Consider the following 18,522-nt stretch of genomic DNA (forward strand, 5'->3'; position numbering starts at 1 on the left):
ATTAGCTCCGGTTTCCCGAAGTTATCCCAGTCTTATAGGCAGGTTGCCCACGTGTTACTCACCCGTCCGCCGCTAATCTCAGGGAGCAAGCTCCCATCGATTCGCTCGACTTGCATGTATTAGGCACGCCGCCAGCGTTCGTCCTGAGCCAGGATCAAACTCTCCGAAGAAATGTCTGACTTGCTCATTTGCTTTTTTTGATAGTGTGTGCTCACTTAAAATTTAACGTTGGCGCTTTGTTTTGTTCAGTTTTCAAAGAGCAATTTCGATGCCGTCTACTTCGTAAGCGACTTTTACATCTTATCATGTTTTCAACTAAGTTGTCAACATGTTTTTTTATTTTTCTTTGTTTTGATGAAGCTGCGAAAGCTGATGTCCCGCAGCGACATGTATTAATATAACACCTATATTATCATTGGTCAACAATAAAAATGCATTTTTTTAAAAGTTTTTTGATACCCGATAAAACCGATGATATACCTCGTGCCCTTTTGTCTCCGCTTTGATGACGTCGATTACCTTCTTCTCTATCAAATATTCCAATAAAACGCCTAGGTCGACTGAATAAAACTTAACTTCCGGATGCTCCATTAGCTCCGCAATCGTCCACGGATCTTCTTTCATCCCCATTATTTCGAGCAAATGCTGTGAACCTGCATTCGTCCTCGAATAAATAAGAAATTCGCTTGCAAGGAATAAAAGCTCCAATCTTTTTTCGAGCGTTTCCTCACTGCTGATCAATTCTTTATACAACTTGTAAATTTCAGGTTCCATATGCTTCACTTGGTTCCAGACAGTAACCTCCGGATAAAAGCCTTGTTCTATTATCTCCAAACGGGCCAAGTGATGCAGGGAATGAACAATATGGTTGTATGCCTCAAGATGATGGCCCTTTTCAAAGAAGCTTTTCCCATCCATGTACCTGCGAATTAGCTTCGCGAACTCCATCCCCATCTTTAACTTCCTTCCATAGAAGGGGAACTCCCGGATTTCGGTTTTCAAACGGTCCAAATATTCATTCCGGTCAAAAAGGACCTTCCCGTTATATATCCAGTCAACGACTTTGCGGTTCGTGCCTAATAGGAGCCATTCTTTTAACTGGTCTTCCTTTACGATATGCAGGGCTGCCTTTTTATCCTGGTAAGTGTAATGTTTTAAAAACACGGCCTCTTCGGCTTCATCTGCAATTACAAAAAGGATGTAGTCAAATGTATCAGTAATCGGGCTATTATCATCTCTTTTTTCTACTAACAAGATTCCAAGTGTAGATTTTAAACTTGCTCGCTCTTGATAAATCGGGCGAAGGATATCTTCCATCATAAATTCCTCCAAAACCTTTTTTTTAGATTTTCGACAAAACTCTTCAAATTCCTGCTTAGTTCCCTTACCCCAAACCATTTCAATTCAAAAGTAATATGTATCCTTTATTTCTTTTTTGTTCCATCCATTGTTTATGTTATAGTTAAAGTTATATTTTAGGAGGGACAATCCATGGCTAAATATTCTAGCAAAATCAATAAAATACGCACTTTTGCTTTGAGTTTGATTTTCATTGGCTTTATCGTAATGTACCTTGGGCTTTTCTTCAAAACACACCCTGTTGTCATGACGATTTTCATGGGGCTGGGCCTTTTATTCATAATCGCAAGCACAGGGGTTTATTTTTGGATTGGAATGCTTTCCACAAAATCGATCCAGGTTGTCTGCCCTAACTGCAGCAAACCTACAAAAATACTAGGGCGTGTAGATATTTGCATGCATTGCGAAGAACCATTGACACTTGACAAAAAGTTGGAAGGCGAAGAATTCAACGAGAAATATAACCGGAAAAGCCTGCATGACTAGGTCGGCTAGCTGAATTCCCTTTCCAGAAGTCTTTAACAATTGTATCATTTCTTCATAACATGAAAAAAAGTTCCAACCAAGTGGAGGAACTTTTTTTAATGCGATTCTTTTTTCGCACAATCCGTACAGTCGCCGTAGATTTCCATCCGATGGTGACTAACATTGAAACCAGTGACTTGTGCTGCGAAATGCTCGACTTCATCCAATGCAGGATAATCGAAATCCACAATTTTCCCGCAAGTTTGGCAAATTACATGATAATGATTCGTCGTCACAAAATCAAACCTTGCTGAAGAATCACCATACGTAAGTTCTTTTACCAATCCTACCTCACGGAACACACGCAGGTTGTTATAAACCGTTGCCACACTCATATTCGGAAACTTGCCTTCCAGCGCTTTATATATATCATCAGCGGTAGGGTGGGACATGGAGCTTATCAAATACTCAAGTATCGCATGGCGTTGAGGAGTTATTCTTACACCGGTATCTTTTAAGGAATCCAACGCTTCTTTTAACTGAACTTCAGACACCGTCATCCACCTCTTTTTCTCATTAAGTATGCATTCTTAAATTATAATGTTTATAAATAGTGTACCTTTTATGCGTTGAATTTGTCAATAATTCAATGGCTTAACCATTCTTTTTTAGTTTATTCATGAACACTTTGAATCTTTCCCATTTTTGCATTGAGTTTAGTATCCCCTTGATAAGTCGATTACGTTGGTGAAGTCTTTTCCAGCTTTCAGGTATTCACGCATGTTTTTTTCGAATATGGCAAAGGTTCTTGGTAAATATTCTCCGCTTTTACTTGAAAGATGCGGTGTGACTGTAACATTCTCCATCCTCCAAAACGGATGCCCTTTTCCTAAAGGTTCCGGATCAAATACATCCAAGATGGCATGAGACAATTCCCCGGCATCCAGGGCTTCGATCAACACTTCATCGTTAATCAGGTCGCCGCGGCCAATATTCACGAATACTGCAGATTCTTTCATTGCTTTAAAGTGTTCTTTTTCCAGAAGGCCCTTCGTTTCATCCGTACTTGGCAGGACGGATACAATATAATCGGCTCCCGGTATGGCTCCCAATAAATTATCCAAGGTAAAGAGGTGATCGATGGATTCCACTGGTTTCCCGCTCCGGTTCACTCCTATTGTCGTCATCCCAAAGGCTTTCCCAAGACGAGCCACTTCCCCTCCAATTGCACCCACACCAATAACGAGCATGGTCTTGCCATTCAATTCTCCTACTTCAATCTTTCTATCCCACAATTCTTCCTTTTCATTCTTCATAAGCAGTTTCAATTTCTTTTCATTTTGCAAAAGCATCCCTATCGTATACTCGGCCATCGGGATTTTATGAATGCCTCTTGCGTTGGTTACCAGAATGCCCCGTTCCTCGATGGCTTTAAATGGCATTAGTTCCATCCCTGCACTCATGACCATGATCCATTTCAAGTTCACAGCTTTCCCAATGATCTCTTCAGTTAAGTCTTCACCATATGTAATTAAGATTTCCGCTTCACGAAGCGGCCCATCCGTCCATCCTTTATGATAAATGAAGTTCAGATCAGGAAATGCTTCCATCATCTTCGTTTGGATGCCTTCATTCGGGATGACAGTCGAAAGTATTAACATGTTTATCTCTCCCTTTTAATTAACATAAAAAAACACGGGCTCTATGTGTCCCGCGCAACTTTCTCTGAGGAGGTATTCCCTTAATAAAGCATATTCATGTGTCCCCTTTTTGAGTTGGACAAAAGCCTTACCCTTATTAAAAAAGGCTTTATTTTAAAGAATTTGGGTTTAATGCATCTAATTCCGGCAAAATGAAAACGCCATCCCTTCTGATCAGGACGTCGTCAAAATAGATGTCACCACCTCCATATTCCGGACGCTGGATCAAGACCATATCCCAATGTATCGATGAACGGTTTCCATTATCCGCTTCTTCATAGGCAAGTCCAAGAGCCAAGTGCAGACTCCCGCTTATTTTCTCATCGAACAAAATATCGTCCATAGGTTCCAATATGTATGGATTGATTCCAATAGCGAACTCCCCGATAAACCGGGAACCTTCATCAATATTCAGGATTTGGTTCATTTCAGAGTCACGATTGGAAGTCGCTTTAATGATTTTCCCCTTTTTCAAGTTTAATTCTATGTCACTAAAGGTGATTCCTTCATAGGTTGTAGGTGTGTTGAATGATATCCTTCCATTGAGACTTTCTTTTATGGGTGCCGTAAACACTTCCCCATCCGGTAAATTCTTTTTTCCGGCACATATGACGGCCGGCATGCCTTTGATGGAAAAGGTCAAATCTGTCCTTGGTGAAACGATCCTGACTTTGTCAGTACGTTCCATCAATTGTTTTAACGGTTTCAAGGCCGCCTCCATTTTCCCGTAATCCATTGTGCATACGCTCAAAAGAAAGTCTTCGTACCTGTTGAAGGTCATGCCGGCTTTTTGCGCTGATGCCTTTGTGGGATAATTAAGCAAGACCCAACGTCGGTTGTTTACATAAAAAAGTGTAGGGGAATTCATAGCCTCCCCTTGAAGACGGTGCCTCTCGATGGGAACATCAGTCATTTCAGCATCGTTTTCTTCACCTGCGATGATGATGACCGCATCGATATCCGTATATTTCTTCAAGGCCCATTGCGAAGCTGTGTCAAGTTGTTCCTTCACATTCCCTTGTAACAAGTGGCGGCTTATCTCATCGTCTTCGAGTTCTACATATGGATAAGCGCCCACTCTGTATATTTCATCAATCAGCTCTTTCAATAATGGTTTTGTGTTGATATGCCCCCGCATGAGGATTCTCTCTTTTGGCTGTAATTGTATCGAATGATGAATCAGCCTGGCCGCAAGCTTCGTTATTCGCTCATCCTTCATTTGCCTGTCCCTTATTTTTCGAGGTCGCGAAGAGTTTCAAGCGCTTCTTCGACGTGGCCTTTGACTTTTACTTTACGCCATTCTTTGACTACGTTTCCAGCCTTATCAATCAAGAAAGTTGAACGTTCAATGCCCATATACTCCTTGCCGAAGTTCTTTTTCAATTGCCAAACATCAAATGATTCAGCCGCTTCATGATTTTCGTCAGCCAACAGCAAAAAAGGCAATCCATGTTTTTCGATGAATTTTTCATGACGTGCAACTGGATCTGGGCTGATACCAATGATGACCGCGTTCAATTCCTCGAATTGCTCATTATGGTCCCGGAAATCACAGGCCTCCGTCGTGCAACCTGGCGTCATGTCTTTTGGATAAAAATATAAAACAATGTTTTTCCCCTTAAAATCCGATAGGGAAACCGTTTCTCCATTGTTTGCAGGGAGTTTGAAATCAGGTGCTTTTTCTCCAATTTTAACAGTCATATTGAACCCTCCATTTCTTTCATTATGGTAAGAGTACCCAATAATCGAAAGAAACACAACTTTCATTTACCCTTCCTATCTTTCTGCTCCAAATCGATCACCGTCCGAATCACGAACGCTGCCGGCAGTGTATACCCAATGAAAGCCTGAATGGTAGCTATCATCCTGCCCATGCCAATCGGGGCTATATCTCCATACCCTACAGAAAACATCGTCATCGCACTAAAATAAAAAGAAGTCTTCAATTGTTCATAGAAAGTCCCATCCAATCGATTGCCCATATCAAGAATCACCGAATGATTCTGAAGCTCGTATAATAAATAAATCAGTGCAAATCCAACTAATATCGTCGCATATAAATTGCCAAGCCACAGCATATCCTCCAGAGAAAACTTCTTTCCTCCCGACTCAACAAGAAATAACGTCCGAATGCTCATCACCATGCAAAAAATGATTCCTGCAATCAAGATGTAGAAAGTCATCCCCCACGCCCCATTTCAAAACGCCACTTCCTCTATACATACTCCCTGTCCAAACAATATATTCTTTTTTAGGAATCATCCTTATCACCTACACACCTAATAACCGGATACAAATCATCACAATACCATCTTTAGCGAGAAAGTAGTGGCCTATGTTGATAAAACAGCCTGCATTTGAGGTGTACGCCATTGTCGAAAACCCGTTGTGACTGCTTCAAGCGACTCTTTTGATTGTTTGGTTCCCATCTAGACGGGGGTTGCGATCAACCTTGAAGCTTATGCACCTGTGCCCATCATCAATGGAAGTATTCGTGAAAGTGGAGCGCGATAACCTATTGACAGGTGAGAAACAGCTTACGGCCGTGCTTTTTTAACGATGCTGGCCATTGGTAAGCGGACAAACGTACCTCAAGTCATACCGGAAACGGAAGAGGAAAAACAGCAATATGTTCAAGCGCAAGCAAGATATATTGAAAGAAAGAAAATACGGAACTAAACAAAAACCCCTTCAACATGAATGCTGTTGAAGGGGTTCTTTTAGTTCCCTGCCCCGCGGTACCTCTTCACTCCCTGATTCCATATGAAAACGGATATCACGAAAAAGGCAACCCCAATTACAGGTGTGGCAAATGCATATGCATACCACTCTTCTTTTCTTAGGAAATAAGATGCCGGATAGACACCGACAAACGCGAATGGCAGCACCCATGTAAGGACAAAACGGATGACCTTATTATAAATATCAACAGGATAGCGCCCATAGTTCCCGATATTGTACATCATTGGCATGATGGATGTTTTCGCATCCGACCAAAACCCAATGCTTGCTATCGCAACGAATATGGCTGCATAAGCAAGTGCCCCGCCTATTGCAAAAATGAAGAAAAGAATCGGGTCATACCACGCAAGCTGCAGATCCAATGAAATCGCCGAATAGAATATAATGATCAAACCGGTCACAACACCAAATAACGCTTCAAGTTCGATTCTTTCTAAAATGACTTGAAACAGGCTATGTATCGGTCTTGTTAATATCCGGTCCATTTCACCTTTGACGATATAGCGGTCATTAAAATCCCAGATGTTGAAAAAGGCAGAAAAAAGGGCAAATGGGATAAGGAAGAATCCATAAATGAATATGATTTCTTCACGGCTCCAGCCGCTTAAAAATTGGGTATGCCCGAAAACGACTAAGATAAATACCAGATTCACGACCTGATTCAGCAGATCTGATAGGATTTCCATAAAGAAATCGGCTCTATATTGCAATCTTGTTTTCATATACTGACTCACATATTGAAAAAACATCGATACATAAAACATCCCGTCAACCTCCTTGAATAATCAGCTGTTTTTTTGCGACTATCCATAAAAGCTGAATCGGTATTAAGAGAATGATGCACCAAATTAACTGCTGTAAAAGCGCCATGCCAATTTCGCCTGAACTGTACCCATTCGTAAAAATCATGCTTGGTACATAGCTGATTCCTTGAAACGGTAAATATTTCATCACTTCCTGCGCCCATATCGGGTAGAAACTGATGGGCAGCAGCAGACCGGAAAATAGATCAATGATAACCCTTTTAGCCCGGATCAATCCGGCATTATTGTATAAGAAAAAGGTAGTGATTCCCGTCAATAAGTTAATTTGTGTATTGATGATGAAACTGAACAGCAAGGAAATGCCGAATATCCCCCAAGTAGCCGGCTCGTGCGGCAATTCAATAGGAAAAATGAAAGCTACCAGCAGCATTCCTGGAATCGAGAAGAAGAAGAAACGGAATATCCCTTCCCCAAGTCCTTGCATCGTTTTCATGCCTAAATAGTTATAAGGCCGGATCATTTCAATGGCGACCTTACCGTCTTTAATTTCAGTGGCGATTTCGCGGTCAATATTATTGAAATAAAAAGCGCGCGCCATCCATGCAACCGCGACATAGGTTGTCATCTGCATACCTGAAAGTCCTTCGATGGAGCTTTTTTCTCCATATATCGCATTCCATAAGAAATAATAAGCACCGATATTAATGCTATAAATTAAAATGCCGGTATAATAATCCGTTCGATACGCAAGCATCATCAAAAAACGCATGCGGATCATTGCAAGATACTTCCCCATGGCCCTCCCCCTTCTTGATAGACACGTTGTTTCTTAATGATAAGAGAGTCAGACAGTGCCTTCTTCGTAAATGTTGCGAACAATCTCTTCAATGGACGTTTCATGAATTTTGATGTCCTTTATTTTAAAGTGAGATACGACAGCCGAAACAAGCTGTGAAATATGATCACTTTCTTCTTTCAACAAGGCAATGTATGTTTGATTTTTTTCATCATAAACCCAGTTAGCGGTAAATGGGAGCGCTAATGATTGCAATTCCTTCAATGCGATCGGCTCGATGAATTGAAAATGGATCTGTTTTTCCTCAGCCCAGTTATCTTTTAAACTCTGCAATTCCCCATCATAAATGATCTGTCCTTCATCAAGCATGATTACGCGCTCACATAATGCTTCAATGTCTCCTAAATCATGGGTAGTCAAAAGGATTGTCGTATTATATTTTTCATTGATTTCTTTCAGGAACTCACGGATCTTCATTTTCACGAGTACATCAAGTCCAATCGTCGGCTCATCCAGGAACAGCAAAGGCGGATTATGGATCAATGCTGCGGCAAGCTCGCAGCGCATTCGCTGACCAAGTGAGAGTTTACGCACTGGTTTGTCCAGCAAAGGTCCGATATCGAGCGTCTTGATGACATGTTCCATATGATCGTTATATTGTTCATCCGTTACCTTATAGACCTTTTTTAACAGCCTAAAGGATTCTTGAACCGCAATATCCCACCAAAGCTGTGAGCGCTGACCGAATACGACTCCGATTGTCTGAGTGAACTTTTCCCTCTCTTTATGTGGATTCATGCCATTTACCGTGATTTCGCCTGCTGTCGGTTCCAAAATACCTGTCAGCATTTTGATCGTGGTCGATTTCCCTGCACCATTTTCCCCGATATAAGCTACCATCTCACCCTTTTTTACAGTAAAATTGATATCATTGACGGCAGGGACGATCTTATAATTTCTAGTAAGTAAATCCCGGAAGGCACCCTTTAGCCCTGTACGGCTTGATGCCGACTTAAATTCCTTCCGAAGCTGTTTCACTTGAATTGCATCACTCATCCTGTTACATCCTCCGTAATCTCTTGTCCTAATGAATTAGTTTATCCAACCTAACCTTTTTAGACAATAAAAATGCTTGGATGCCATATACCATTTTCAGGGTGAAATGAACGTTGTACCAGTTACATAGATAAAGGAGGCGAGAATACTTTGGATATCAAAAAATTATTACTATCCCAAATCGAAAAGGTCGTTATCGGCCTCCGATATGACTTTCTTTATGAAGATGAATACGGGGAATTATTATGCCAAGTCATCCAAAGGGATTCCAGCGGGTCGATCGAAAGCACCCCCTTAAGTTTCCACATTCGCATTAATGAAGAAAAAGGAACCGGTCATCTAATCTATTACCAAGCCCAAGGTGAAATGAACCGCCAATCCTTTGACATCGAAAACCCTGCCACCATCTTGGCCATTCTTACTTTCATATCCGGAGTTTTGGGCTCCAACCACATTTCCGAAATAAAATGATGGCCCGGAATCCTGATTCTTCTTGGGTACAGCGTATCCGCCAGGGGAAGAATCACATTTCCTAGCCTTCCACCCCAGATTTACGGACGGAAAAGTGCTATGATTAAGGGGAAATATGTTTATATTTATAGGAGGTTTTAAGATTGGATTTTAGTAATTCGGAGCTTTTACATAAAGAGGCATTGGAACATATCGTTGGCGGGGTTAACAGCCCATCCCGTTCTTACAAAGCTGTAGGCGGCGGTTCGCCAGTTGCGATGGATCATGCCAAAGGGGCTTATTTCTGGGATGTTGATGGCAATAAATATATCGATTATTTAGCTGCATATGGCCCGATCATCACAGGGCATGCGCATCCACATATTACGGAGGCTATCGTTAAAGCAGCAGAAACCGGCGTATTATACGGCACTCCGACAAAACATGAAGTCAAATTTGCCAAAATGTTGAAAGAAGCCATACCATCCATGGATAAAGTCCGCTTCACCAATTCAGGCACCGAATCAGTCATGTCCACCATCCGTGTTGCCCGTGCATACACAGGGCGCGATAAGATCATCAAGTTTGCAGGCTGTTACCATGGACACTCCGACCTTGTTCTCGTCGCTGCAGGTTCCGGCCCGTCCACTCTAGGAACACCGGACTCTGCCGGCGTTCCAAAAAGCATTGCACAAGAAGTCATCACGGTACCTTTCAATGATATCGATTCGTTTAAAGAAGCACTTGATAAATGGGGCAATGAAATTGCAGGCGTGCTGGTCGAACCGATCGTCGGCAACTTTGGAATCGTGGAACCAAGTCCTGGCTTCTTGGAAGAAGTCATTTCATTGTCTCACGAAGCCGGATCACTTGTCATTTTCGACGAGGTCATCACAGCGTTCCGCTTCATGTATGGAGGGGCACAGGACTACTTGGGAATTCAACCCGATTTGACCGCGCTTGGAAAAATCATCGGGGGCGGGCTTCCCATTGGTGCCTATGGCGGTAAAAAAGAGATCATGGATTCTGTCGCACCTCTGGGACCAGCCTATCAAGCTGGTACGATGGCAGGAAATCCGGCTTCCATGCTTTCCGGGATTGCTTGCTTAGAAGTACTTAAAGAAGAGGGGCTGTACGATGAGCTTGACCGGCTGGGGAAAACCCTTGAAGAAGGTATCCTGAAAGCGGCTCGCCAATATAATGTACCGATCACCATCAACCGCCTTAAAGGGGCATTGACGATTTATTTCACGACAGAAAAAATTGAAAACTATGAGCAGGCGGAAAATACGGATGGCGAAATGTTCGCCAAGTTCTTCAAACTCATGCTCAATCAGGGAATCAATTTGGCACCATCCAAATACGAAGCCTGGTTCTTGACAATTGCTCACACGGATGATGATATCGCTTATACTCTAAAAGCGGTTGAACATGCATTCAAAAACCTAATATAATAAATTGTGTCAGCATAATTATGCATTTTCTATACACCCTCAGGATGTACATCAATCTTGAGGGTTTCTTATTTCCCTGTAATAAATCTTTAATATTAGCATTTTAAGCCACTCCTCACAAAAATCCCTTTTAATCACAGCATCCATACCATTGTATAAAAAATTGATTTCTGAATATTTAAATGATATGATATGAATACATTTATATACATTTATACACTTCTTTCAATCTATCAAAACTTGGACTATTGTTCGGGTTTACTAATATTTCCCCCATTAAACACATGCTACAGGAGGTGAAAGGCAGAGAATAAGGGAAACCTTATTCAAGCCACAAATATGGCCCAACAATGGACACCTGCTACATTCAAAGAATTTCACAAGGTAGAACATGACGCCTGCGGAATCGTTTCCTGCATCGAAAAAAAGAAGATCCCTACTAACGAAAACATCTTTGCCTGTATCGACGCCCTGGTTAAAATGAACCATCGCTGCGGCTTCATCAATGGTGAGGGCGATGGCGCCGGCATCCATATCGATATTCCCCGGGCTCTTTGGAAAAAGAAGCTTGAAGCGGTAAATGTCGATTCAGGCATCGTCGATCAAGATACCTTCATAGTCGGCCACTTATTTTTAAGCAAAAAAACAGAAGCTAACGACTTAAAGATCGAAGTTAAGGAGAAACTGCTCCAACATGGTCTCTCATTGATATTCGAAACGGATAAAGCCTACCGTTCCGAGGCATTGGGACCGATTGCCATTCAAGAAGACCCAGTGTTCTGGCAATTTGCCTGTTCCTCCACCATCAATGACAACCAGGAGCTTTCAAATGTTCTTTTTGAGCTGACTTCCGACATCGAAAAAAGTGATTTCATCCATGTTGCCTCTTTAAGCCAGCATCATGCGGTATACAAAGTGATGGGTGCGGGGGATACGCTCCCTGCCTATTATCTTGATCTTGCCGATCCTTTGGCTGCCTCCACCATGACACTGGGACATAATCGCTTTTCAACTAATACCCTATCAAGCTTCTTCCGGGTCCAGCCTTTCAGTGTACTTGGCCATAATGGCGAAATCAATACCATCGCCAAATTGCGTGATGAAGCGAAAATGATCGGAGTTCCCATCGCTAAAGATGGAAGCGACTCTCAAGATTTAAACAAGACGATCGAAACTTTCATCTGCCGTCATGGCTACTCTTTATTTGAAGCTGTCGACCTTATGTTCCCGCCAATCATCAATGAAATCAAGGAATATCCCGAGCACCTACAAGATTTATATACGTATTTAAGGGAAGCATGGGGGCATTTTGCACAAGGTCCGGCAGGCATCATCTCCCGTTTCGGCGATGAAGCCGTGTTCTCTGTCGACTCTTTAGGCTTGCGCCCGTTATGGAATATTGAAACGGAGTCATCCTATATGTTCACTTCCGAACCAGGAATCATCCCTTCCAGTGAATATACCGGAGATCCGAAACCGATGGGTCCAGGGGAAAAAATCGGTTTGAAATGGAACGGCGACCGTATTGAATTGTACACATACAAGGATTACCAGGATAAAGTGTTTGAACTCTTCAATGATCGTTTCGTCCTTTCCAATGACCGAGTCCGCTTACAGCCCCAAGTTTTTGAAAAGGTTGTCTCCATGACAAACACGCAAGCCATTCATAATGGTCAGTATAAAGCCTTTGGGTGGGAAAAGGAGCATGTCCAATTAGTGGAACAGATGGCCGAAAAAGGCGCTGAGCCAATTCGTTCACTTGGTCATGATGCGCCACTGGCAGCACTTAATCCCCAACGGACCAACATTGCTGATTTCATCAAGGAAAGTGTGGCCGTTGTAACCAACCCAGCGATCGACCGGGACCGGGAAACCGAGCACTTCTCAACAAGAACGATCATCGGAAAGCGCCCTTCCCTTTTCGAAGCGAATAAGGCAGGAAAGGTAACGGAGCTGCTGACTCCCTTATTGATTGAAGGATCTACGGGTTATGAGTGCTCATCTATCATATCGCAGCCAAGCTACGACCAGTTCATTAAATTTAATCAAGATCAAAAACTGGTACACTTCATTTCAAGCACGTTCAAAGAGGATGAAAACATCACGGATGCCCTGACCAGGATTACGGCTGAAAGTGTCAATGCTGTGGATGAAGGAAAAACGCTGCTCGTTCTGGATGATGCCCTTGCCCATCAAAACGGCAACCTTTGGCTTGATCCACACCTCGTCACTTCAGCCGTCGACCAAGCGTTGGTCCGAACAGGCAAGCGTCGTGATTGTTCCATCCTTTTACGTTCAGCGTCGCTAAGGTCACTGCATGATATCATCGTTTCTTATGGTCTTGGGGCTAACTTAATCAGCCCCTATTATATGTTCCTTTCCTTATCTTCAGATGACCATAAGGGGGTTACCAATCTATATAACTCCTTGACGAAAGGGCTTGAGAAAGTCATCTCCACCATTGGCATACATGAACTGCGCGGCTATGGAAGACTATTCTCAAGCATCGGTTTACATGAGGAAATCGCGAAATATTTAAATGTGGCTAATTTCTTCGGATCCAATGATCTGGACTATAATTTTGATAAAATCAAGGCAGATGCCATCCAGCGTGCAGAGGATTACGGCAATGAAAAAGAACGGATGGGCAAGACCTTCCATCTATTCCCTAGAATTTGGAAATCCATTGGGGAAGTTGCTTCAACCGGGGACTATGATGCTTATCGCGAAAAGATAACTGAACAGGAAGAATCCAATCCGACGACGATCCGCCACTTGACATCATTAAAAACTTCAGATGCTTCCATCCCTTCTGAAGAAGTCAGTCTTTCGGTCGGTGAACAGGAATTGCCATTCGTCATAGCCTCCATGTCCTTTGGATCACAAAATGAGATTGCTTTCCGGGCCTATGCAGAAGCTGCCGAGAGGTTAGGCATGATCAGCATGAATGGTGAAGGCGGGGAAATAAAGGATATGCTGGGCAAGTACCCGAAATCCCGCGGACAGCAAATCGCTTCCGGACGTTTCGGTGTCAATGCAGAACTCCTGAACTCTTCAAATCTATTGGAAATTAAAATTGGGCAAGGGGCAAAACCCGGTGAAGGCGGTCACCTTCCCGGTTCCAAGGTCACAGCGAAAATCGCAGAAGCCCGAAATGCAACAATCGGTTCCGATTTGATCTCCCCTTCCAATAACCATGATATATACTCAATTGAAGATTTGGCCCAAATGATCCATGAGCTAAAAACGGCAAACGACAAGGCAAAAGTTGCCGTCAAAGTACCAGTTGTTCCAAATATTGGTACGATTGCTGTCGGCGTCGCAAAAGCGGGGGCCGATATCATAACGCTTTCCGGTTTTGATGGCGGAACGGGTGCTGCCAGGATCCATGCACTCGCTCATGTCGGTCTACCAGTTGAGATAGGTGTGAAAGCGGCCCATAATGCATTGCTTGAGTCAGGTATCCGACAGAACGTTGAAATTTGGGCTGACGGTGGGTTAAAAAGCTCGATGGATGTATTGAAGGTAATGCTGCTTGGTGCAAACCGGGTAGGCTTTGGGACCCTTTCTATGATTGCCGTCGGCTGTACAACGTGCCGTGGATGTCACCTTGATACTTGCCATGTGGGCATCGCCACCCAAATTGAATCGGAAGCCCAGGCGAAAGAACATGGGCTGCGCCGTTTTGTTCCACGAAAATTTGATTTAGCCGTTCAAGGGTTAACGAATATGTTCAGTGCATTTGCAAAAGAACTCAAATCTTTGACCGGATCACTTGGAGTGAAGAATCTTCAGGATATCGTCGGACGTTCTGATTTGCTGCAGCAAGTTAAAGGTCAGCAATCATTGGATTTAACCTATTTATTAAAAAACCTGGATATAACACCGTTCTCGCATAAGGAAACGGCGGCATATTTGAATGAAGGCTCCATGCAGGTAGCCGTTGGCGCTGAATATCTTGATTCGCATGTAAATGACCTGCAGCAATCCCGTAGCTATAGCTCGATCACTTCCGAGCAGCGTGTACTCGGCAGCAGGGTGTCCTGTCACCGAGTTAGGGGCAGATTGGATGGATCATACAAAAAACTTCCTCCCGTTCACCTATCCTACCAGGATGGTTCCATTCCGGGTAATGGACTTGGGGCGTACAATACGGAGGGAATTTCAATCAGCGTGAATGGCGGTGCCCAGGATGGTATCGGCAAAACATCGATTGGCGGTAATATTGCCATCTTTAAATCTCCAGGAAAAGATGGGAAGTTCTACAACGGCTCTGTCGGCAAGGGCTTTGGTTACGGTGCACAGCATGGGCTCCTCATTGCCCAGGGTGATGCCGATGCCAGGGCGGGAATCCGCCTTTCCGGAGCGGATATGATCATTGGCGGATTATTGAAACAACCGCTTCCTAAAAAGGAAAACGGTAATATTGCGGTTACTTCCAATATTAAGGGATTCGCTTTTGAATACATGACAAATGGAAGAGGTTTAGTTCTGGGTGATCCCGGTCCATGGATTTGCGCAGGGATGACAGGCGGTGTCGTTTATTTACGGCAGCAGCCTGAATCTGGATTAACCAAAGAGGTCATTAAGAAACGGGTTGCTAAAGGGGCAAAGATTTCCATTGAGCCCCTATCTGCAAAAGGCCTGCAGGATGTGGCCGAACTTCTTGGCAAATACACGGCCCTCCTGAAAGATCATGGCCAAACCGAGGAGGCGGCCTCTTTAGAGACACTGCTTCAAAATCCTGGAGAGCACTTCCTTCAGGTCGTTCCAGTTAAAGAACAGGCGGATCCTGCTGTATCCACGGAGTGATGCCGAAAATAAAAAAAAAAAGGCTGATGCTCTTCAATTCGAGCATCAGCCTTTTCCAGTCATATTCCTCTGGGATAGTCTTCAAACGATTGAAAAACAATGCTGAAAGCAATCAAGAAATTGCCTATCCTTTCTTTATATATTAAACTTGATTTTAACTATTGTAACTCTTAGGAAAATCCTGTATATTACTTTTTGTTTACATCATCTTATTTTAGTGTAAAGTACTAACAAATAAGTTAGAATACAACTTTAAGCAAAAGCCTATATATTAATAGAGCCTTTTCTTACCAGATCCATTACAACACAAAGAAAGGATTAACCCATATATGAAGTTTGGTGCCCGCATTCTCAAAACAGGAATAGCAATTGTTTTAGCGCTTTATCTATCGGAACTGCTTAACCTTCCTGCTCCTGTCCTTTCTGGGATTGCTGCAATTTTTGCAATACAGCCGACCATTTACCGTTCATATCAAACGGTATTGGAGCAAATTCAAGGAAATATCATTGGCGCATTGGTTGCTGTCTCCTTCGTTTTGTTGTTCGGAAATGATATTTTTATGATCGGTCTTGCCGTAATGGTTGTCATAACCATCAATTTAAAACTGAAAATGGATAAAACGATTGTCCTTTCCATAGTGACGGTCATTGCCATCATGGAAAGCCAGGACGGGGACTTCCTTAATTTTGCCTTTATTCGTCTTTCATCCGTTTTGCTTGGAATCGTTTCTTCGTTTATCGTGAATCTTGTTTTCATTCCTCCAAAGTACGAAGCAAAGCTTTATACACGCATTACAGATGTAACGGAAGACATCTTGAAATGGATCAGAATCAGCACAAGACATGCTACAGAACACACTTTATTGAAAAAAGACATCAGCCGACTGAAGGCAGAGTTACTCGATCTGGAACATATCTATTCCATGTACAAAGAGGAACGGGAATATTTCAAAAAGAACAGTGTAGCTAAAGCAAGAAAGCTTGTCGTTTATCGGCAAATGACCATAACGACAAAAAAAGCGTTTGAAACCTTGAAAAGAGTCCATAAATTCGAGAATGAAGTATATCAAATGCCTGAAGGTTTCCAACGGAGCATCTTACAGCAGCTTGATTCCTTGATTCGCAAGCATGAACAGTTGATATTACTGCATATCGAAAAAATCAAGTCAATTGAAGAGATTGAAGATTGGGACCAGGATTGTTTAAGTCGTAAAGAGCTGCTCGCCCACTTTTTCGAACAGCAAAATCAAGTGGACGAAATGCATGATAACCTGGGCCACCTCTCTGCCCGACTTGTACCATTGATTTCTGCAGTCATAGAATATGACGAACAATTGGAACACCTTGAAAAGCTGATCGTCAGCTTCCAGTCCTTCCATAAGGAAGACAACGAAATATCTGTCCAATATGAAGAAGATTAAAAAAAGACGGTTCCCGGGAACCGTCTTTTTTCGTCTCTATTTAGAGCATGCACTCATTCAATCATCCAAAAGGTTCTTATCAGCAGCCTTTTCAATCGTATCCAATTTCTTTAAAAGATCCTGCAGCTCATCTTCCGAGAATGAATTGAAGTTCTTGCCCATCAATTCGTTATGTTCAGCAAGGACTCTCCCCAAAATGGCTTCCCCAGCCTCTTTCAATTCCAGATTGATGACCCTGCGATCCTTATCAGAGGGCTGCCGTTTCACATAATCCATTTCGACCAACTTATCTACAAATACGGTAATCGCACTTGGCTTTACGGTTAAGAAGTCAGCCAGCTGGGTCGATTTAATCGACCCCTCTTTTTTCAATATCAATAAAATGAAAAACTGAGGCGATGTTAATCCATAAGGCTGAAGATTTTTTGCTACGATGGCCCTAAGCTTCTTCCTGATCCGAAAAATCTGCATTTCTATACTATTAGTTACTTCCCATTTAAATTCCAGCCTTCTCACTCCTTATATAGGACAATCCTACCTCTTAAATTTAATTAAATGACATTCCAATGTCAACTTTACTTTCCATATATCCTTAAAACTAAAAAAAATTCAAATTTTTACTATTTCACTGTATTTATTTCCTACCATTATTCCGAATAAATTACATGACAAAAAATAATTAAACTGGTAAACTCTTTACTTAATAATATTAATACTTATAAAAATTAATATTTATTAAAATTAATAAATAAACATTAGAATAGGAGGCGGTGTCATTTCTAGCTAATGACCGTTAAACAAAAAAAAGGAATACATCATCAATATTTTTTTGGAGGCGAAACAAGTGAATAGAGGACGTTTAGTTTTAATCAATGTCATTGGTTTGGTTATTATAATAGCGGTATTGGCCGGTGGGGCTTATTACTATTATGAAAGCACGAATTTCATTAAAACGGATGAAGCGAAAGTGTCGGGAGAGCTATATACCATCGTTGCCCCTGCTGCCGGTAAACTTGCAGATTGGGACTTACACGAAGGAGACAGCGTAAGTAAGAATGACAAAGTTGCCAATGTAACCACCTTAGACGGAAAAGAAGCGGTAAAAACCGCAGCACAAGGTACTATCGTTAAAACACAAGTTCATGATGAACAGCTTGTTCAAGCGGGTCAAACGCTAGCTCAGACCATCAATATGGATGATCTGTCCATAACGGCTAATATTGAAGAAAATAAATTAAAGGATATTGAAAAAGGCGACAGCGTCGATATTATCATCGATGGAGATCCCGATACTGTCTTCGAAGGTACATTGGAACAGATAGGTTATGCTACAACGTCTGTCTTTTCAGTGATGGGCAATCAAAACAGCAGCGGAAACTATACGAAAGTCACTCAAAAGGTGCCAGTGAAAATTTCCATCAAAGCACCATCCGATAAAGTTCTGCCTGGAATGAACGCAGAAGTGAAAATTTCGACTAAATAAACCAGCTATACAGTTATACA

At 42.3% G+C, this 18,522-nt stretch carries 16 protein-coding genes, 1 rRNA gene and 1 pseudogene; 7 read left to right on the plus strand and 11 right to left on the minus strand.

Translation table 11 applies throughout. From position 1 onward, the window contains the following. Positions 1 to 170, minus strand: a 16S ribosomal RNA gene (locus ACIQYG_RS22125); the annotation flags it as partial. A gap of 271 nt (positions 171 to 441) precedes the next feature. Then, positions 442 to 1,317: a nucleotidyltransferase-like protein gene (locus tag ACIQYG_RS22130; RefSeq protein ID WP_402842714.1), complete on the minus strand. Its 876-nt coding sequence runs from the start codon at positions 1,315 to 1,317 to the stop codon at positions 442 to 444. A gap of 174 nt (positions 1,318 to 1,491) precedes the next feature. Between ACIQYG_RS22130 and ACIQYG_RS22135 the strand changes: the two genes are divergently transcribed. Further along, positions 1,492 to 1,845: a YgzB family protein gene (locus tag ACIQYG_RS22135; RefSeq protein ID WP_034305326.1), complete on the plus strand. Its 354-nt coding sequence runs from the start codon at positions 1,492 to 1,494 to the stop codon at positions 1,843 to 1,845. Positions 1,846 to 1,940: 95 nt separating this feature from the next. On the opposite strand, the gene perR is transcribed toward ACIQYG_RS22135, so the two are convergent. From perR to ACIQYG_RS22160, 5 genes are all read right to left on the minus strand, one after another. Beyond that, positions 1,941 to 2,384: a peroxide-responsive transcriptional repressor PerR gene (gene perR, locus ACIQYG_RS22140; RefSeq protein WP_076371177.1), complete on the minus strand. Its 444-nt coding sequence runs from the start codon at positions 2,382 to 2,384 to the stop codon at positions 1,941 to 1,943. 156 nt (positions 2,385 to 2,540) lie between these two features. Next, positions 2,541 to 3,485, minus strand: a complete 945-nt coding sequence (locus tag ACIQYG_RS22145) for a D-2-hydroxyacid dehydrogenase (RefSeq protein WP_402842556.1) — start codon at positions 3,483 to 3,485, stop codon at positions 2,541 to 2,543. A gap of 148 nt (positions 3,486 to 3,633) precedes the next feature. Next, positions 3,634 to 4,743 carry an aminopeptidase gene (locus ACIQYG_RS22150; RefSeq protein WP_402842559.1) on the minus strand — a complete coding sequence of 370 codons (1,110 nt, stop codon included), beginning with the start codon at positions 4,741 to 4,743 and terminating at the stop codon, positions 3,634 to 3,636. Between the two features lie 11 nt (positions 4,744 to 4,754). After that, positions 4,755 to 5,225 carry a thioredoxin-dependent thiol peroxidase gene (bcp, locus tag ACIQYG_RS22155; RefSeq protein WP_402842562.1) on the minus strand — a complete coding sequence of 157 codons (471 nt, stop codon included), beginning with the start codon at positions 5,223 to 5,225 and terminating at the stop codon, positions 4,755 to 4,757. A 62-nt stretch (positions 5,226 to 5,287) separates the two neighbouring features. Next, positions 5,288 to 5,707: a potassium channel family protein gene (locus ACIQYG_RS22160; protein ID WP_098370627.1), complete on the minus strand. Its 420-nt coding sequence runs from the start codon at positions 5,705 to 5,707 to the stop codon at positions 5,288 to 5,290. 103 nt (positions 5,708 to 5,810) lie between these two features. On the opposite strand from ACIQYG_RS22160, the pseudogene ACIQYG_RS22165 reads away from it, so the two are divergent. Beyond that, positions 5,811 to 6,203 (plus strand): annotated as a pseudogene (locus ACIQYG_RS22165) (acyl-CoA thioesterase); the annotation flags it as partial. A 41-nt stretch (positions 6,204 to 6,244) separates the two neighbouring features. On the opposite strand, the gene ACIQYG_RS22170 reads toward ACIQYG_RS22165, so the two are convergent. Genes ACIQYG_RS22170 through ACIQYG_RS22180 form a run of 3 tightly spaced genes read right to left on the minus strand, consistent with a single transcriptional unit; the run spans position 6,245 to position 8,882 of the window. Further along, positions 6,245 to 7,030: an ABC transporter permease gene (locus ACIQYG_RS22170; protein ID WP_402842566.1), complete on the minus strand. Its 786-nt coding sequence runs from the start codon at positions 7,028 to 7,030 to the stop codon at positions 6,245 to 6,247. Between the two features lie 4 nt (positions 7,031 to 7,034). Further along, on the minus strand, positions 7,035 to 7,826 hold the full coding sequence (locus ACIQYG_RS22175; protein ID WP_127777302.1) for an ABC transporter permease: 792 nt from the start codon (positions 7,824 to 7,826) through the stop codon (positions 7,035 to 7,037). Positions 7,827 to 7,874: 48 nt separating this feature from the next. Further along, on the minus strand, positions 7,875 to 8,882 hold the full coding sequence (locus ACIQYG_RS22180) for an ABC transporter ATP-binding protein (RefSeq protein WP_063234835.1): 1,008 nt from the start codon (positions 8,880 to 8,882) through the stop codon (positions 7,875 to 7,877). A gap of 150 nt (positions 8,883 to 9,032) precedes the next feature. Between ACIQYG_RS22180 and ACIQYG_RS22185 the strand changes: the two genes are divergently transcribed. The 4 genes from ACIQYG_RS22185 (at position 9,033) to ACIQYG_RS22200 (ending at position 17,019) form a co-directional block, all read left to right on the plus strand. Next, positions 9,033 to 9,353 (plus strand): hypothetical protein, encoded by a 321-nt coding sequence (locus ACIQYG_RS22185; protein ID WP_402842569.1) that lies wholly within the window; start codon positions 9,033 to 9,035, stop codon positions 9,351 to 9,353. 143 nt (positions 9,354 to 9,496) lie between these two features. Next, positions 9,497 to 10,786, plus strand: coding sequence for a glutamate-1-semialdehyde 2,1-aminomutase (locus ACIQYG_RS22190; RefSeq protein WP_402842572.1), 1,290 nt, complete (start codon positions 9,497 to 9,499; stop codon positions 10,784 to 10,786). 339 nt (positions 10,787 to 11,125) lie between these two features. Next, positions 11,126 to 15,598, plus strand: a complete 4,473-nt coding sequence (locus tag ACIQYG_RS22195) for a glutamate synthase-related protein (protein WP_402842575.1) — start codon at positions 11,126 to 11,128, stop codon at positions 15,596 to 15,598. 329 nt (positions 15,599 to 15,927) lie between these two features. Next, positions 15,928 to 17,019, plus strand: coding sequence for an FUSC family protein (locus ACIQYG_RS22200; RefSeq protein WP_402842577.1), 1,092 nt, complete (start codon positions 15,928 to 15,930; stop codon positions 17,017 to 17,019). Positions 17,020 to 17,076: 57 nt separating this feature from the next. Here ACIQYG_RS22200 and ACIQYG_RS22205 read toward each other — a convergent pair whose 3' ends face one another. Further along, complete coding sequence (locus ACIQYG_RS22205; protein WP_402842580.1) at positions 17,077 to 17,535, minus strand: MarR family winged helix-turn-helix transcriptional regulator; 459 nt, start codon at positions 17,533 to 17,535, stop codon at positions 17,077 to 17,079. Positions 17,536 to 17,863: 328 nt separating this feature from the next. On the opposite strand from ACIQYG_RS22205, the gene ACIQYG_RS22210 reads away from it, so the two are divergent. Continuing rightward, positions 17,864 to 18,502: a biotin/lipoyl-containing protein gene (locus tag ACIQYG_RS22210; protein WP_402842582.1), complete on the plus strand. Its 639-nt coding sequence runs from the start codon at positions 17,864 to 17,866 to the stop codon at positions 18,500 to 18,502. Positions 18,503 to 18,522: the final 20 nt, after the last annotated feature.

The organism is Peribacillus sp. NPDC096622 (assembly GCF_044762665.1).
Taxonomy (GTDB): Bacteria; Bacillota; Bacilli; order Bacillales; family DSM-1321; genus Peribacillus; species Peribacillus frigoritolerans_B.